The sequence below is a fragment of the Paraburkholderia sp. SUR17 genome (assembly GCF_029536165.1).
In the GTDB taxonomy this organism is placed as follows: Bacteria; Pseudomonadota; Gammaproteobacteria; order Burkholderiales; family Burkholderiaceae; genus Paraburkholderia; species Paraburkholderia kururiensis.
In genome coordinates this window covers 690,061-705,523 of record NZ_CP120509.1, presented here as the reverse complement: position 1 = coordinate 705,523, position 15,463 = coordinate 690,061, and the positions used below count along the sequence as shown (strand labels likewise).

Below are 15,463 nucleotides of genomic sequence, written 5' to 3'. Positions count from 1 at the left end.
CGACCCGCGATCACCGCATACAGGCCACAGACGAACCGGCCAATCGCCGATCGCCGCATATCCGCCAGCCGTTCGATAGTCCGCTTCATCGCCCATTCCCTTCAGACGGAATCACCGTCCGTCTATCGCAATATCGGGGGCATCCTAACATACAAACCGTCTGGACGGTTTACATCCAGAAATGGCGGTGCTACGCTGCAGGCTCTTTTCACGTTGGGCCTCGGCGGTGCCCGCAACGGGCGGTCCGCAAGGACGAAAATGGAGAATCGGATGAAAAAGTCAGGTCAATCCGTGCGACTCGTGGCGGCAGCTGCGTGCCTGGGAATAACGCTCGCCGGATGCTCGAACGTGCAGCCGGTTAAATATGCAGGCATCGCATCGTCACCGTCGCTGCGTGCAGACGCACAGGACAGGTCGTGGCGTGTGCCGTACGAGTACGCCGCCCAGGTGAACTGGAGCACCTACCGGAGCGCGATCCTGGACCCGGTGACCATCTATCAGGGCGCCGATCACCAGTTTGGCGATATGAGCACGCCGGACAAATCGGCGCTCGCTAGCTACATGCAAACCACGTTCGAGAAGAAGCTGCGCACGCGCTTCGACCTCGCGAACACGCCCGCGCCGAACACGCTGAGGCTCAGGCTGACGTTGACGGGCGGCGCCACGACGACGCCCGTCATTAGCACGCTGTCCCGCTTCGACATCGCAGGCGGTCTTTACAACGGCGTGCAGGCTGTTCGTGGCCGCGAGGGTACATTCACCGGCTACGTGATGTACGCCGTTGAAATCTACGACGCCTCGACGAACCGTCTGCTGCGTGCCTATGTGAGCAAGCAGTATCCGAATCCGATGAACATCGGTGCGAGCTTCGGGTCACTGAGCGCGGCGAAAACAGGCATCGACAAAGGCGCAGACGCACTCGTCGCCCAACTCGACTGATTTCCTCTCTTCCCGTTCCTTCGGACTGCTACCGTGTCGATCATGCGCTGGCTGCCGCCTTTGATCTGGCTTGTGCCGCTTGCCGCAGCGCTGGTCAGCCTCGCGCTGATCATCAAGGCGGTCAGTAGCAAAGGGCCGGGCATTACCATCGCCTTTGCTACCGCTGAAGGGCTCGAAGCTGGCAAGACGCGCGTGCGCTACCGGAACGTGAACGTTGGCTCGGTCGAAGCGATACGTCTTTCGAATGATCATTCCCGCGTGCTCGTGGACGTGCAGCTCGCCGCGGATGCAAAGGAATTCGCCGTTGCCGACACGCGCTTCTGGGTGGTGCGTCCACGCGTGGGCGCGGCAGGTGTGTCAGGCCTGGAGACCGTGCTTTCGGGCGCATACATTGGTGCGGATCCGGGACACTCGCATGAGGCCAGCGCGCGCTTCAACGGACTCGAAACGCCACCCGCGGTTGCAAACGACGACGCCGGCCGACGCTACATCCTACGCGGCGAGTCGATTGGATCGGTGGATATCGGCTCGCCCGTCTACTACCGGCACGTGAAAGCCGGACGCGTGCTGGGCTACGCGATCGATACCGACGGAACAGGCGTCACCATCGACGTTTTCGTGAACGCGCCCTACGACCAGTACGTTGGCGCCGCAACGCGCTGGTGGCATGCAAGCGGCGTGGAGCTTCGGCTCGATTCGAATGGCGTGAAGCTCAACACGCAGTCGCTTGCGACCGTGATGACCGGCGGGCTCGCCTTCGAAACACCACCGCGCCAGGCGTCCCGCGACCCCGCGCCGAGCGGCCGATCGTTTCCCCTCGCCAACGACGAGGCTTCGGCCATGCGCGAGCCCGAAGGACCGCCGGCGCCCGTCGTCATGAAATTCACGCAGTCGGTCCGCGGTTTGGCAGTAGGCGCGCCCGTCGACTTCCGCGGCGTCGAGCTCGGCTACGTGACGGCAATCGACGCCGAGTACGATGCACGTCGGCGGGCATTCACCGTTCCCGTCAGCGTCATCCTCTTTCCGGACCGGCTGGGCCGCAGTTACCGACAATCCATCAGATCCGGCGACGCCGCGGCCGGCAAGGCACTGCTGCGCAAGATGGTGGCCGATGGCCTGCGCGGACAGCTTCGCACTGGCAATCTGGTCACGAGTCAGCTCTATGTCGCGCTCGACATGTTTCCCGCGGCGCCACCCGTGTCCATCGACGTGGACCGCACGCCGCTGGAACTGCCGACCGTGCCGAACACACTCGACGAGCTTCAGACGCAGATCGCCGATATCGTGAAAAAGCTCGATCGCGTGCCCTTCGACGAAACGAGCCGAAACCTGAACAACGCGTTGAAGAGCGCATCGAATCTCTTCGAGCAGCTCGATACGCAACTCGTACCCGAGGCACGAGATACGCTTGCCGCCGCGCGGAAGACCTTCAGCGCAGCACAGGCCACGCTCCAACAAGGATCGCCCTTGACGGGCAACATGCATGAAGCGCTCGGGCAACTCACACGTACGCTGCAAACGCTGAAACAGCTCGCCGATCAGTTGCAGCTGCATCCCGAGTCGCTGCTATACGGCAAACGCCCGGATCCGCAGCCGTGAACGGCGCGGACATGTCTGCGCCCGCGACGAGTTTCGGTCTGTGTCAGTGCAGCGTGCCGAAGAACACCGTAGCGCCTTCATGCGGCGACAATCCCACGTTGAAATAGCCCTCGAGCCGCTCTGCAACCGCCTCCTTCAGCTCATAGGGTGGGTGAATGAAACCCGCCGACACTGCGTAGTCATACCACTCGCTGAGCCAGGCTCGCAGGTTGGCTTCGTGGTCGAGCGGTGCGTTCGTTTGACCCGACATGGCTAGCTCCTCGCTGTGTGCAGCCCTTTCTGCTGTTCCCGCATTCTCCTCTCGCTCACATTACCGCTAGCAGGCGTTGATTTTCGGTGTCGTACTCTGCGGCGGAAAACGTCCCACGAACAACCTTCGTGACGTAAGCAGAGGAATGCGGACATGCCGGCGAGCCGCTGTACGTGCACTGTACGTGAATACATACGCAACGCTTTGTGAAGGGTATGGCCAGTGCAGCAGCGAGAGCTGGGCGGACACGGTTCCGGACCCGCAGATGCTCTTGCCCAGGCGTTCCCGCAGGGATCGCCGCTCGTCCAGCTTGCCCTTTTCCATCGCGCTGACGAGACCATCTTAGGCGCGAGCTGGAGCCCGGAGCAGTCGGCGCAGGCGGAATGTCGATTAGGAAGGCACTGCTTGCGGTGTCAGGATTTCCTGACAGGACGTGGTGCGAAGCGAAGGTAGGGACGACGGATGGCTTGAGCTGCAGACCGCCCCTCTTCTGCACTTTGCCCGTTTACATGTCCAGGCTTGACGACAACATCGAATTTTTCGATTCACAACGTTGAGAACGAGTTTCTTTGCCTCACTCGAATTTCGGCCACTCGAGATTCACTCTCCAAAATAATCTGGCTCATCCCTCAAGAAATCACCGAAGCACCACGAGGGATCCCATGAGCACCAATGCACCCGCCATCAATCTAACCAAAGACCACTTGCAAATGGCAGTCGCACTTCACGCCCCATCAAACCACACAATATCTGGCATATTCAACGAGACATCTTCACGCAGCCCGTCGAAACAATCAGTCAGGAACACCCGCACGCTCTCGACACTCACTCGACGGATTAAAATCGAGAACAATTGTCAAACGGTACATTAATTTATCCAAAAATATTCAATAGACATAATTCCAGACGCATTTATAACAATGCATAGAGAAATTTTGAAAATGTGTAACGATTTCGATCGCAATCCACTTTTTAACTGTACGACATCAATTGCTTGTAGATAGAATCATGCAACAAAAATTCGCAACGCTTTTAAATTCACAAATATGCTCATTTATAAATCGCCGCGCTACGAGAACCTCACTCTGACGCAGGTGCATCCAAAAAATTACGAGCGACGAATGGGCTTAGGGCAGAAACCGCCGCGGCATCTAACGAAGAGCCGAGCGGCAGGCCGGAGAAAATCTTACCCACCGCGGAAAGGCATGCGACCAATGCGGCGCGCGCAGGAGTGCGGTTGAACCATGGCCCGCAGCCATCGCCATTCGGCGCGAAAAAAGCCATTAACGCGAGAAATGCTCCTGCCATTGCCACTAGCGACAACGCGCACGCTGTCGCTGGAAAACCACCTTGCACTCGTCGCGATACGTTCAGGTAACGGCGAGGCGGACCACATCAGTTGTCTGCTGAAGGTCGTCTATCTCGCCTGGTTCATGCTTGACAAGTCAGCCTTGGATGAACGAGCGCTGCTCCGTCACGCGGAACATGTGCTCGATCGCAGCATGACCAATGCAGAACATGGTGCCCAATGGGCACTGCCCCACGACGACTACGTCGTCATCGAGCAGATTCTGACCCTGCATGATCGACAACTCGCCTCATTGCCGTCGCATCGGTACGCGCTTGCCTGGAAGCAACTGACGAGACTCGCAACAGGCTCGGATCACACACGCTTGCCGACGCCGGGGGCATCTTGAGAAGGCACGACTTGCTTCAAATGATACGGTGCGCGGATAGAGCCGACAAACCGGTTGTTCCCACCACCTTGGGCTGCCAAGGACGTGAACCCGGCGTCAAGCATTAAGATCCACGCAACGTACCATGGTCGCCTGACCGTGCCGGCATGCCACACGCAGAACTAACGCGCGGTATGCCGGGACCAACCAGGTCAAGCGGATGTACGTGACATCAGCTCAGCAGTTCCGGCGGCAATTTCCCGCCATTCGCTGCAAGCGCTTGCATCAGTTGCTTGTGCAGCCAGATGTTCATCGTTGCGGAGTCGCTCATATCTCCGCCGTACTTCAGTTCCTGAGCTAATTGCTTGCGATGTTCCAGGCTGCTGTCCATACCCAGCGCCTTCATAGCGTCGACAATCGACGTGCGCCAGTTCAGCGTTTGACCGCTCTCGCTCACCAGTTGCTCCATCACGGCAGCCACGTCGACATCCGCGAGCGGGGCGGCAGCTGGTGCGGCGTCCGTCGCCGCCTGTGCGGCAACAGGGTCGGGCGTGGGCTGCGCAGCAGGCGCCGGCTGATCCGGCTTTGCCTTACCGAAAAGCTTGCTTACGATGTCACCGAAAATGCTCATTGAAATCTCCCAAAGGTTTGCAATCGACGCTTGCGCGCGCCGCGCGATCATCATGGTACGCGGGCCCTCGTGGCGCTTCGAAACAAAATACGTCAAAGATTGTTAAAGGCTTCGCAGCGCCTTCTGATACACGCAGACCGATGTCCGGAAATTCAGGCGTAGCGAAACAAGGGCGACGCGCACGTCAGTGCTCGTAATAAAAAAAGCGACGCAGGGATGCAGGAACCGCCCCCTTACGTCGCCTAAGCAAGCTCGCTCCGGATGCGCGGAAAAAAGTCCGCGCCCAGGTGCAACGTCTTACTGGCTAGCTGCCATGGACGGCGCCGCGACGCTCGTGTGATGCTTGCGATGATGAGGGTGCATATGATGCTGATGCTTAACCGGCGCGACGCTCGCCTCGGGTGCCGGTGCAGCCACGGTGACCCTCGGGCTCAAAGGCGCCGGTGCGATAGTAGACTAAGCCTGCGCGAAAACTGCGCCCGAGAATGCACATGCAATCGGTGCGACGGTGATGTCTTGTTTCATGCTGCCTCTCCTTCCTGTCAAGAAACTCGATCACTACGCGATACCGAATAACAACGGGGATGCCCAGTGGCGCGATGTTCCGTCGATGCTACGAACCAGTGGCACCGCTTGCGCCAAGACTTTCGCTGAACGTCCGCACGCGCCGTTCGCGACGTGCGGACGCCTTTTGGCCGCCACATCAAGCGGCCATCATTGGACCGCGACGATCAGAACTTGTGGCGAATGCCAACTCGGGTAACGACCTGATGATCGTTGGACGAAGGGCCCGAGGTACCGGCGATGTCCGCCAGCGCAATGCCTTGCCCTTGCTGGTACACCATCTGACCATACACGTCGGTGCGCTTCGACAATGCGTAGTCGGCCATCACGCCAAACTGATTCCAGTGGCCTTTCCAAACGCCAGCTGACTGCACGCCCGCGCGCACATGGGTATAGTCGTACATCGCGCCGAGGGACAACGCCGGGGTCAGCGCGAACTTGGCGTTCACCTCGTAGTTCGTGAAAATCAGCGACGACAGCGCGCCCGTATCGTTGAGATTCGTGTACGTGAAGACGCCACCGAGCGTGACCATGCCGAACGTGTAGTTCAGGCCCGCGCCCGCAACACGTTGACGGCCGGCCGCGAACGTCGCATCGTCACTGACAGCACCGTACGCAGTCGTCCCGGGTCGATTGAGGTGCAGATACGCAACCGCCGCCTTCAGCGGGCCGTTGTCGTACGACGCACCCAGGCTCCATGCGCGGTTGTTCTTCTGCGAACCCGGCTGATTGCTGAAGCCGTACAAGCCACCGAAGTTGAATCCACCGTAATTGACGCTCGTGTACTTGACCGAGTTATTAATGCGGAAAGAATTGTTGGTGTTGTCGTTGTCCAGCGGATGCGAGAAGAACGTGCCGCCCCAGCTTCCGTTTGCGGTCAGCGGACCCACGTAATCGACCATCGAGTCATACTGGCGCCCCAGCGTAATCGTGCCGGCCGCATTAGAAGAGAGACCCACATAGGCCTGGCGACCGAACTCGCGCTGCCCCTGTCCCAGTGCACCTGAGTTCAGGCTAAACCCGTTTTCGAGCTGAAAGATAGCCTTCAGACCGCCGCCGAGATCTTCCGAGCCTTTGAGGCCCCAACGATTGCCTTGAAGCACGCCGCTCGCAAGCTGGTAAGCACGCTCGCCACCAGCATTGCTCGTGAAGTTAAAGCCTTCATCGATAACGCCGTACAGCGTGACACTGCTCTGTGCGTGCGCCACACCACAAAACGCTGCGAGCACCGCGGCGGACAACAGGGATTTTTTCATTTGTATCTCCAAACAGATGCGAATTTTCTTCCAGCTCGTACACGCATGCCAGTGCATGCGTTTCCCAAGCCATGAACAGACAGTCGGAGCGGCATCAGCCAGCAGCGACAACAAAGTCCGACGGGGATGATATTTAAAATCCCATCACATCACTGTTAATTAATATGCTTCATCTCTTTTACGCAACATCAGAAATCGAATAAAGGTTGCGAGCGTTCTAGATCGATGTCACACATCGGGAGAAATATTGAAGTAGTCCTACAACGTTTAGTAGGACATTTCCGATCTCCATAGCTAAACCGCTTCACACGACTCCGGATATTTCCTATAGGACTCCGCTGAATGACAACCCGTTCATCGCCGATTACAGTTACGTCAATATCGAAAGGTGCTTGGCTCCATGAACAAGAGTTCGCGTCATCTCAACACTCCGCCGGCTGCCGTCGTATGGCTGACTGGTCTACCCGGTTCGGGCAAAACAACCATCGCCAACTCGCTACGTAACGCGCTGGCCGCACGTAACGTAAAAGCTGTTGTTCTCGACGGCGACACGCTCCGCGCAGGGATCTGTGCGGATCTCGGCTTCTCGGACGAAGACCGCGCAGAGAACAACCGCCGCGTCGCCCATGTGGCAAAGCTTTTTTTTGACGAGCAATACGTGGTCATCGTCGCCTGCATCTCGCCCCTCGCCGTTCATAGGGCGCAGGCGCGCTCGCTTGTCGGGAAACGGTTTATCGAGATCTTCGTTTCCGCTCCGCTCGAGGTGTGTGCGAAGCGCGATCCCAAAGGCATGTATGCATTGGCGAAGCACGGCCGACTTCCCGGTTTTACCGGCATATCGGCCCGCTATGAACCGCCGCTCCATGCCGAACTCGAGATCGACACCTCCCGTTGCACCGTTGAGGAAGCTGTAGCAACAGCGCTGTCTCAACTCGACATGCCGCCGCATGACCAGCCGCTTGAAGCGTCGGCGATCGGTACATCGAATACCGACACGCTACGCGCTTCTGGCGCCTAGCCCAACGGCAGCGCGTAATCCATTCACACTTCCAATCTGGATATGGGGCAGTGCCGCAGCAGTTTGGGTCAACACGAAAGCATTCGATTGTCGGCCTGAACCAGATCCGGCATAACCCACGTCACGAAAGACTCGACGACAGACATGACGTCAAAGAAGATCGTTTTCCTGCATATGCAGAAGACCGCGGGCTCCGACATTGCGGCCCAGTTCTATCAGAGCCGGTTTGGAAAGAAATTTTTCCCCGATGAACTAAGGGCGTCGCTCGCCTACCTTCCCCAACGAACGGTTGATCGTTATCAATTTTTCTACGGTCATGGGTACCGCAAACAGGAAATCGAGAACATCCCGGGTGAGAAACTTATTTTCACGTTCTTTCGCGATCCCATTGAGCGCTTGATCTCTCATTACGAATGGCTGGCGAGCTATCGGCTCGATATCGAAAACCGCATCATTCCTCAGCCCGAAACCATACCGGTGAAGAGCATGCCGTGTGAGGAATTCTTTTGCTCAACGGTCATCAGCCATATCCCTGTATTCAACAACTACTACACAAAGACCATTTACGAGTTCTTCTGCGACGAGAAGACCGACGACATCGCGCGCATGTCTGCCGTAGCCACGGAAAGACTGGGCGAATTCGACTTTATCGGACTGCTGGATGACTATGGGGCGTCGCTCGACTATCTGGGCCGGATGGTAGACGTGCGGTTCGAGGATACGTCCACTCGCCCCAAGATCAACGAGACAATTACCCTGCCTGGCGAAAACCAGTTTCACGAGGGCGGAGGCCGATTCAACGTAAGCCCCGATGCGTTCAAACGCATACTCGATCGAAATCAGGCCGACATCGCGTTGTATCAGCACGCATGCGTGTTGGCGCACGAACGATTCGGACTCTCCGAATCCCGAATCGTCTCCGGTTTCAGTACCCAGGGCGTTCTGCACAGGGGATACGAAACCACGCGATTTCGCATTGATACGAACGGCTATCTTCTGTTCGGCCCCTACGAGCGGCTCAACGCGGGCAACTACCTCGTCACGTTCGAACTCAAAAGCGTTCAATATCACCCAATCGCGACCGATCTCCACGATGACACGGTTGTCGCCGTGCTCGACGTGGTTGGATCAGACGCAGCGGACCGCGAATTCGCCCGCCGCGATATCACGATGGCCGAAATCCGCGCCGACAAGTTCACGGCTTTCTCTCTTCCGGTATCGGCCAACCTTCCCGTCTCGCGCTTCGAATGCAGAGTCTATGCCACGGGGGCGTGCAAACTCGAAGCTCCCGTATCGCTGAGTGTGACGAAAGCGGACACAAGCGCGGCAGCTTCAACGCGCCCGGCCTGCTGAAGCCTTGCCATGCGAGTGTACCAACACGATCGTGATGCGATGATGCTACGTTCCCCGCGTCGCACTCCGAGGCGGACGACTGGAAGACCCCGGATCGGCAGCATGCAGGTGAAGCCGTGAGACCGGTTTACCTGGACGTTACCAGGCTGCTCAAAGGCATCCTTTTTCGCAAGCGCGCTACGGGCGTCGATCGCGTTAGCCTCGCCTACGTGCGCCACTACGGTGAAGATGCCCGCGCCGTTCTGGCGGCAAGGGGCCATCATTTCGCCGTTTCACATCAAGCATCGCGGCGCCTCTTCGATGTCATCAAGCATTACTACGAGGACGACGGTCGCGTCGAGAAATTCCAGCTCGCCAATGCGCTCCTGTCCAGCGCTCGAAGTCGGATCGAGCGCGGAGGAGTGCTCATCCATACCTCTCATTCCGGTGCGGAGTTCGACCGATATTTCCGGTCACTGAAGCTGAACGGCGTAGACGTCGTCTTCATGGTGCACGACCTTATCCCGCTCACGCACGCGTCGTACTGCCGGGCGGGCACTGCGCAGGTTCACGAGCGAAGGCTCCGAAGCGCGCTTTCCATGTCTTCCGGGATCATCGCCAATTCGCGCGCAACGCTCGACGACATGACCGGCTACGCAGCGAGCAATGGCTTTCGCGTGCCCCCCGCGGTCGTTGCGAAACTGGCGCCCGGAACAGAGATCGCCAACGACGCAACTGCGCCTATCGCGGGTCCGTACTTCGTCATGGTCGGCACCATCGAGCCGAGAAAGAATCATCTGCTCATCCTCGACGTGTGGCGACGGATGGTGAAACGCCTGGGCGCATCCGCTCCCAAGCTTGTCGTCATCGGACGAGAAGGCTGGAAATGCAGCAACGTGATCGAGCTGCTGAAAAACAACGCTTTGTGGCAAGGCACGGTGGCCTGGTATCCCGACTGCCCGGACACGGCGCTCGGTGGCTGGCTCAAGCACGCCAGAGCCCTGCTCTTTCCTTCATTTACCGAAGGTTACGGCATGCCTGTCGCCGAGGCCCTTGCGGGCGGCGTGCCGGTTATCGCAAGCGACCTTTCCGTCCTGCGCGAGTATGCCAGCGACATTCCCGACTACCTGGACCCGCTCGATCTTGCCTCCTGGCAAGCACGGATCATGGCTTACTCGGACGTCGACAGCCCCGAACGCGCGCAGCAACTCGCCCGCCTGGTCCGCTTTCAGGTTCCGACATGGGAAAGGCACTTCGAGCAGGTGGATCGGCTCCTTGCGGATCTTGGTTCATGAGCCCCTTCACGGCGCGCAATGCGACGTCGACACAACCGTCGTTCAAGCTGACGTCTGTCACCCGCGGCATGCGTTTCTGGTCCTGGTTCACGCGACATTCCGATCTGCTGTGGGTCGAACGCACGCCCTTTGCGATTTTTGCGGAATGGAGCGCCGCAGCCGGTACCCCGCGGCACGTGGCCTGGCAGGGACCGCTCAACCCGCCGAGATCGATCGGCGCGCCCGTGTTGAACTGGTTTGAGGTCGGCTTCACGGGGTCAACCGTCTCCGAGTCCTTCACCCACGCGCTGGAACACGCCTTGGGCAATCCACCGCTCCACCTGCCACCCGATACCGACGAACTGCTCGCGCGTACGGTCTCGCACTGGGGCGCCTGCAAGTGCAAGGAAGCGCCGGAGAGTTGCACTGCGGTACGGCATACCAACGAGCGAGCCACGATCGTCATCATCGACGAGAGGTGTCGCAGCCGCGGCAGCGGCGCCATGTCGGCCAGCATGCGACGCCAAACCTTCGAGCTCATGGTTGCCACGGCGTACGATCGCCACCCCGGCGCCGACGTCAGTTTTCTTCGGCCTTGGTCTGGAACGTCCGGCCGCTGGCTTTCCGATGTCGCCAATGTGGACGAGCGGGTATTCACGCGCAGTCAGCGTTGTGAGAACTGCCCGGCCATGCTCCTCGAGGCCAGCCATGTGTACACGATGGAAGCGCACGAAGGAATGCTCGCCCTGCTTGCCGGCGCACCCGTCCACGTGTTCGGGGAGCCGTATTACGCAGGGTGGGGTTTGACCGCCGACTTCTTTCCAGTGGCTGAAAGAACATCGCGCCCGACGTTGCGCGCATTTTTTCACGCTGTCTTCGTGCAACTGGCCCGCTACCTCGATCCCATTACGTTGCAGCCCGGCTCGATTCGATCCGTGCTCGACATGCTCGACGTGCAGCGCGACGTCGCGCTCCGTTATGGCGACGTGCCAAAGCGGGCAGGTATCGGCTTTCAGTTATGGAAGCGGCCGTTCGCCACGCCCTTTCTGAGTGCAGGCAATAACCGTCTGCGCTGGATCGGAACGCCGGCCGCGCGACGGGACGACGAGTGCGCCGTGCTGTGGGGCGCAAGCACGCCGGATGGCCTGCCCGCCACCGCGCCACGGCTTCGTGTCGAGGACGGTTTCCTGCATTCCGCTGGCCTCGGTTCAGACCTCAGCGCGCCGCAAAGCCAGGTCGTCGACCGCAAGGGTATTTACTTCGATGCCGCCGCGCCGAACGATCTTCTCGAACTGCTGAATACCACCGCGTTCTGCCCGGCCGACCTGCTACGCGCGGCGAAACTGCGCAAACAGATCGTGGCTGCGGGCGTCACCAAGTACAACCTGGGACGCCGGCAGCCTCAATGGAAACGGCCGCACGGCCTCAAGGTGGTGCTGGTCGTAGGGCAAGTCGAGGACGATGCATCCGTTCGTCTCGGCTGCCCCGGCATCCGGACGGCCGAGTCACTGCTGCATGCAGTTCGGGCGCAGCGACCCGCGGCATGGATCGTCTATCGTCCTCATCCCGACGTGCTGGCCGGCAACAGGAAAGGTCACACAGGAGCAATGGGCGTCGCCGATATCGTGGATGCGCGGGCCGACATCGTCTCCCTGATCGAAGCGTCTGACGAAGTCCACACGCTCACCTCGCTCGCAGGCTTCGACGCGCTGCTCCGCGACAAGGCAGTCTTCACCTACGGCATGCCCTTCTACGCCGGCTGGGGCCTCACCCACGATGCGATTTCACGCATACCGCATCGCAACCGCAACCTGACACTCGACATGCTGGTGGCAGGTGCGCTCATTCGATATCCCCTCTACTGGGACTGGCAGCTTCGGCTCTATACGACGCCCGAAGCCACCGTGGCACGCCTTGCTGGGCCCGCCGCCCGGCCTCTGCGGCCAGTTCGATCGACCACCGCACGTACGGCGATCAAAACGTGGCGCTGGATACGCAACGTCGCCGTGCATACGTGGTGGCTCGTCAGCCGTCGGTACAGGCTTTTTCAATCTGGCTGATCAACCTTCCTATCCGAGGATTCATCTCATGCAACTATTCCCCGTCATCCTTTGCGGCGGCAGCGGCACTCGCCTGTGGCCGCTGTCGCGCGGCGGCTTCCCGAAGCAATACCTGAAGCTGGTCGGCAAACATACGCTGCTCCAGCAAACGGTACTTCGCACACAGAATCTGCCCGACGCCGCGGCTCCGATCCTGATCGCCAACAGCGAGCAGCGCTTCCTCGTCGCGGAGCAACTGCGAGAGATCGATGTACGCGCACAGGCAACGGTGCTCGAGCCGGTCGGCCGCAACACGGCACCGGCTATCGCCGTGGCCGCGCTGCTGGCGCTACGCAGTTCGCCGGATGCATTGCTTCTGGTTCTGCCGTCGGACCATGTCATCCTTCATGCCGCCGAGTTCTCGAGCGCGGTGCGGCAGGCAACGCGAGCCGCCGCAGACGGGGCGCTCGTGACGTTCGGCATCGAACCTGCCGCCGCGGAAACCGGCTACGGCTACATCCGGGCCGGCGAGGCACTGCAGGCGGGAGAGAATGTCTGTCACGTGGAAAAGTTCGTCGAAAAGCCGGACCTCGCAACCGCACAGCATTTTCTGCGCGAAGGCGGCTATCTTTGGAACAGCGGCATGTTCCTGCTGCCGGCCGCATCCTACCTCGAAGAGTTGAGCCTGCACGAGCCTGAAACGAGACGACTGGCAGAACTGGCACTCGATCAGGCGCAGGCAGACACCGACTTTCTTCGGCTCGATGCCGCCGCGTTCTCGGGTTGCCGCGACATCTCGATCGACTACGCGGTCATGGAGCGCACCCGTCGCGCCGCCGTGCTGAGCGCGGGTGGACTTGGATGGAGCGATGTCGGATCGTGGAGTTCGCTCGCCAGCCTCTCAGAACGCGATGCCTCGGGTAACACCACCATCGGCGACGTTCTGGCTGAGGGCGTATCGAATTCGTATATCCGCGCCGAACATCGTCTTGTCGCTGCAGTGGGCATCGAGGACGTCGTCATCGTCGAAACGCCGGATGCCGTGTTGGTCGCGCACCGGGACAAGGTGCAGGACGTGAAACGCATTGTCACGCAGCTGAATGCGCACGGACGCACGGAATCCGTCACGCATCGGTGTGTCGTGCGCCCTTGGGGGTCGTACGAGGGAATCGATCATGGCGATCGGTTTCAGGTCAAGCGGATCGTCGTCAACCCTTCGGCACAGTTGAGCCTGCAAATGCACCACCACCGCGCCGAACACTGGATCGTCGTGAAAGGCACCGCGCTCGTAACCAACGGCGATCAGCAGATCATGCTGAGCGAGAACCAGTCCACATACATTCCCCTTGGCACGACGCACCGCCTGACCAACCCGGGGAAGATTCCGCTCGAGCTTATCGAGGTGCAGTCGGGTACCTATCTGGGAGAAGACGATATCGTGCGTCTCGAAGATTCCTACGGACGCATCTCCAACACCTGACGCGTGTCGCCGTTGCAGCGAACAGGCACAGCTTCGTGGCTGTGCCTGTTCGCTGCGCCGATAGATCAGGGCTGATCGTTCAGATCGGGCGTCAGCGCCGAGGGTTGATGCCGCCTCTTTCCTTCGCCGGCCGCCATGATCGACGGCCGGTTGCCCTCGTTCCTGGCGACCCGCTCAAGGCGCCCTGCATAGAAGCTCCCATTCAGCTGCGTGTGTTCGATCACGTAGTGCCTGAATCGACGGTATAACGACATATCCGGCCGAAACGAACGCGCCCCCGACCAGAACTCATCCAGACTGCCCTGAAAGGTCAAACCGCCGAAATCGTAGATGGCGTCACCGAGCGCTTTGACGGGAAGGCCGTGGTGAATACCCGATAGACCCACGGTGCTGTTGACGAGCACGAGACCTGCAGCGTGTTGAAGCAACGTCGGAAGATGCTGATCGTGGATGTAGTGAACGCGGAACGCCACACCGCGCGCTGCCGCGGCGTTCCTGATGACAGCGCCATAATCGTTATGCCCGCGGTCAAGCGGATGATGCTTGAACACGAGGTCATAGCCGCCATCGCAAGAACGCGAAAACGACGAAATCACGTCATCGATGAATGCGTCCAACGACGCGAAGGGCGAATGAACGACGATCTGTGAGTCGATGGCCGTCTGGAGCGAAACCAGGAAATACCGCCCGCTCTTTTGCTGAACGAGATGTTCCAGCATTCCTCGCTCCTTGATCTTATAGGCGACCTTTCTCCAGCCCGCCCTGATCCACGCCACGCCCTCACCCGCCGAGAGGGAACGATGGTGACGATAGCGCGGATAGAAGGCGCCCCCAGCCATGGCAGCCAGTCCATATAGGGTCGCCCACGCGGCGAGACGTTGAAAAACGGGGCCGACCTGACGCTCAGGCACGGTACTCGTCTCTGGAAGACCGCGATAAAAGTCCGCGTAACGAGGAATCGACGAATGACCGTTCGTCCCGCCTCGCTCCATCGTCACGAAGTCGGGTCTGACGTAGCCTTCCTCGAACACCCACACCTCCACGCCACAAGCGTGAGCAACCTGGCGAGCCGCGACGTGCGCAGGACGGCAGTCACCGAAAAGCATGATCGTGTCGATCTGCAGATCCCGCAGCAGGCGTTCGAGAAAGGTCGTCCAACCCGATGGCGCGCCAGTGTATGAGATGGCTCGTGAAGGATAGAAGAGCCAGTCGCCGCCGTTGAAATTGACTTTGTGCACAGCTTTTGCGCCGGCGTCTTCAAGCATTACAGAAAGTCGCCTGAAGAAAGGGCCCACCGGCCCCTGAAGCAGCAGAATCTTCCGCTGCGAGAAATAGTGCCACCCCTTGGCCAGCATCGATTCAACACCTGTACGAATCCGCACTCGACGGCGCGATATGCCGCTAC

General features: G+C 59.7%; 12 protein-coding genes. 8 read left to right on the top strand and 4 right to left on the bottom strand.

Annotated elements, in window-relative coordinates; all coding sequences use genetic code 11:
* Positions 1 to 270: 270 nt before the first annotated feature.
* Positions 271 to 939 (top strand): DUF3313 domain-containing protein, encoded by a 669-nt coding sequence (locus tag P2869_RS20635; RefSeq protein WP_277599392.1) that lies wholly within the window; start codon positions 271 to 273, stop codon positions 937 to 939.
* A 42-nt stretch (positions 940 to 981) separates the two neighbouring features.
* Positions 982 to 2,538, top strand: a complete 1,557-nt coding sequence (locus P2869_RS20630) for an MlaD family protein (RefSeq protein WP_277599907.1) — start codon at positions 982 to 984, stop codon at positions 2,536 to 2,538.
* A gap of 43 nt (positions 2,539 to 2,581) precedes the next feature.
* Here P2869_RS20630 and P2869_RS20625 read toward each other — a convergent pair whose 3' ends face one another.
* Positions 2,582 to 2,788, bottom strand: coding sequence for a hypothetical protein (locus tag P2869_RS20625; RefSeq protein WP_017777308.1), 207 nt, complete (start codon positions 2,786 to 2,788; stop codon positions 2,582 to 2,584).
* A 1,244-nt stretch (positions 2,789 to 4,032) separates the two neighbouring features.
* Here P2869_RS20625 and P2869_RS20620 point away from each other — a divergent pair.
* Entirely contained in the window at positions 4,033 to 4,485 is a 453-nt protein-coding gene (locus tag P2869_RS20620) for a hypothetical protein (protein ID WP_277599391.1), read from the top strand.
* 211 nt (positions 4,486 to 4,696) lie between these two features.
* Here the strand turns inward: P2869_RS20620 and P2869_RS20615 are convergent, their stop codons facing one another.
* Positions 4,697 to 5,095: a DUF3597 domain-containing protein gene (locus tag P2869_RS20615; RefSeq protein ID WP_026121948.1), complete on the bottom strand. Its 399-nt coding sequence runs from the start codon at positions 5,093 to 5,095 to the stop codon at positions 4,697 to 4,699.
* Positions 5,096 to 5,826: 731 nt separating this feature from the next.
* Positions 5,827 to 6,915 carry a porin gene (locus P2869_RS20610; RefSeq protein WP_277599390.1) on the bottom strand — a complete coding sequence of 363 codons (1,089 nt, stop codon included), beginning with the start codon at positions 6,913 to 6,915 and terminating at the stop codon, positions 5,827 to 5,829.
* A 400-nt stretch (positions 6,916 to 7,315) separates the two neighbouring features.
* Between P2869_RS20610 and cysC the strand changes: the two genes are divergently transcribed.
* From cysC to P2869_RS20585, 5 genes are all read left to right on the top strand, one after another.
* The gene (gene cysC, locus P2869_RS20605) at positions 7,316 to 7,933 is read left to right on the top strand and encodes an adenylyl-sulfate kinase (RefSeq protein ID WP_017777303.1); all 618 of its coding nucleotides are present in this window, start codon (positions 7,316 to 7,318) and stop codon (positions 7,931 to 7,933) included.
* Positions 7,934 to 8,077: 144 nt separating this feature from the next.
* The gene (locus tag P2869_RS20600) at positions 8,078 to 9,286 is read left to right on the top strand and encodes a sulfotransferase family 2 domain-containing protein (protein WP_277599389.1); all 1,209 of its coding nucleotides are present in this window, start codon (positions 8,078 to 8,080) and stop codon (positions 9,284 to 9,286) included.
* Between the two features lie 116 nt (positions 9,287 to 9,402).
* Positions 9,403 to 10,560, top strand: a complete 1,158-nt coding sequence (locus P2869_RS20595) for a glycosyltransferase family 1 protein (protein WP_017777301.1) — start codon at positions 9,403 to 9,405, stop codon at positions 10,558 to 10,560.
* The gene (locus P2869_RS20590) at positions 10,557 to 12,599 is read left to right on the top strand and encodes a capsular biosynthesis protein (protein WP_277599388.1); all 2,043 of its coding nucleotides are present in this window, start codon (positions 10,557 to 10,559) and stop codon (positions 12,597 to 12,599) included. The genes P2869_RS20595 and P2869_RS20590 overlap by 4 nt, the downstream gene beginning before the upstream one ends.
* Positions 12,600 to 12,627: 28 nt before the next feature.
* Positions 12,628 to 14,058, top strand: coding sequence for a mannose-1-phosphate guanylyltransferase/mannose-6-phosphate isomerase (locus P2869_RS20585; protein ID WP_017777299.1), 1,431 nt, complete (start codon positions 12,628 to 12,630; stop codon positions 14,056 to 14,058).
* A 65-nt stretch (positions 14,059 to 14,123) separates the two neighbouring features.
* Here the strand turns inward: P2869_RS20585 and P2869_RS20580 are convergent, their stop codons facing one another.
* On the bottom strand, positions 14,124 to 15,413 hold the full coding sequence (locus tag P2869_RS20580) for a capsular biosynthesis protein (protein WP_033351711.1): 1,290 nt from the start codon (positions 15,411 to 15,413) through the stop codon (positions 14,124 to 14,126).
* Between the last annotated feature and the right edge of the window lie 50 nt (positions 15,414 to 15,463).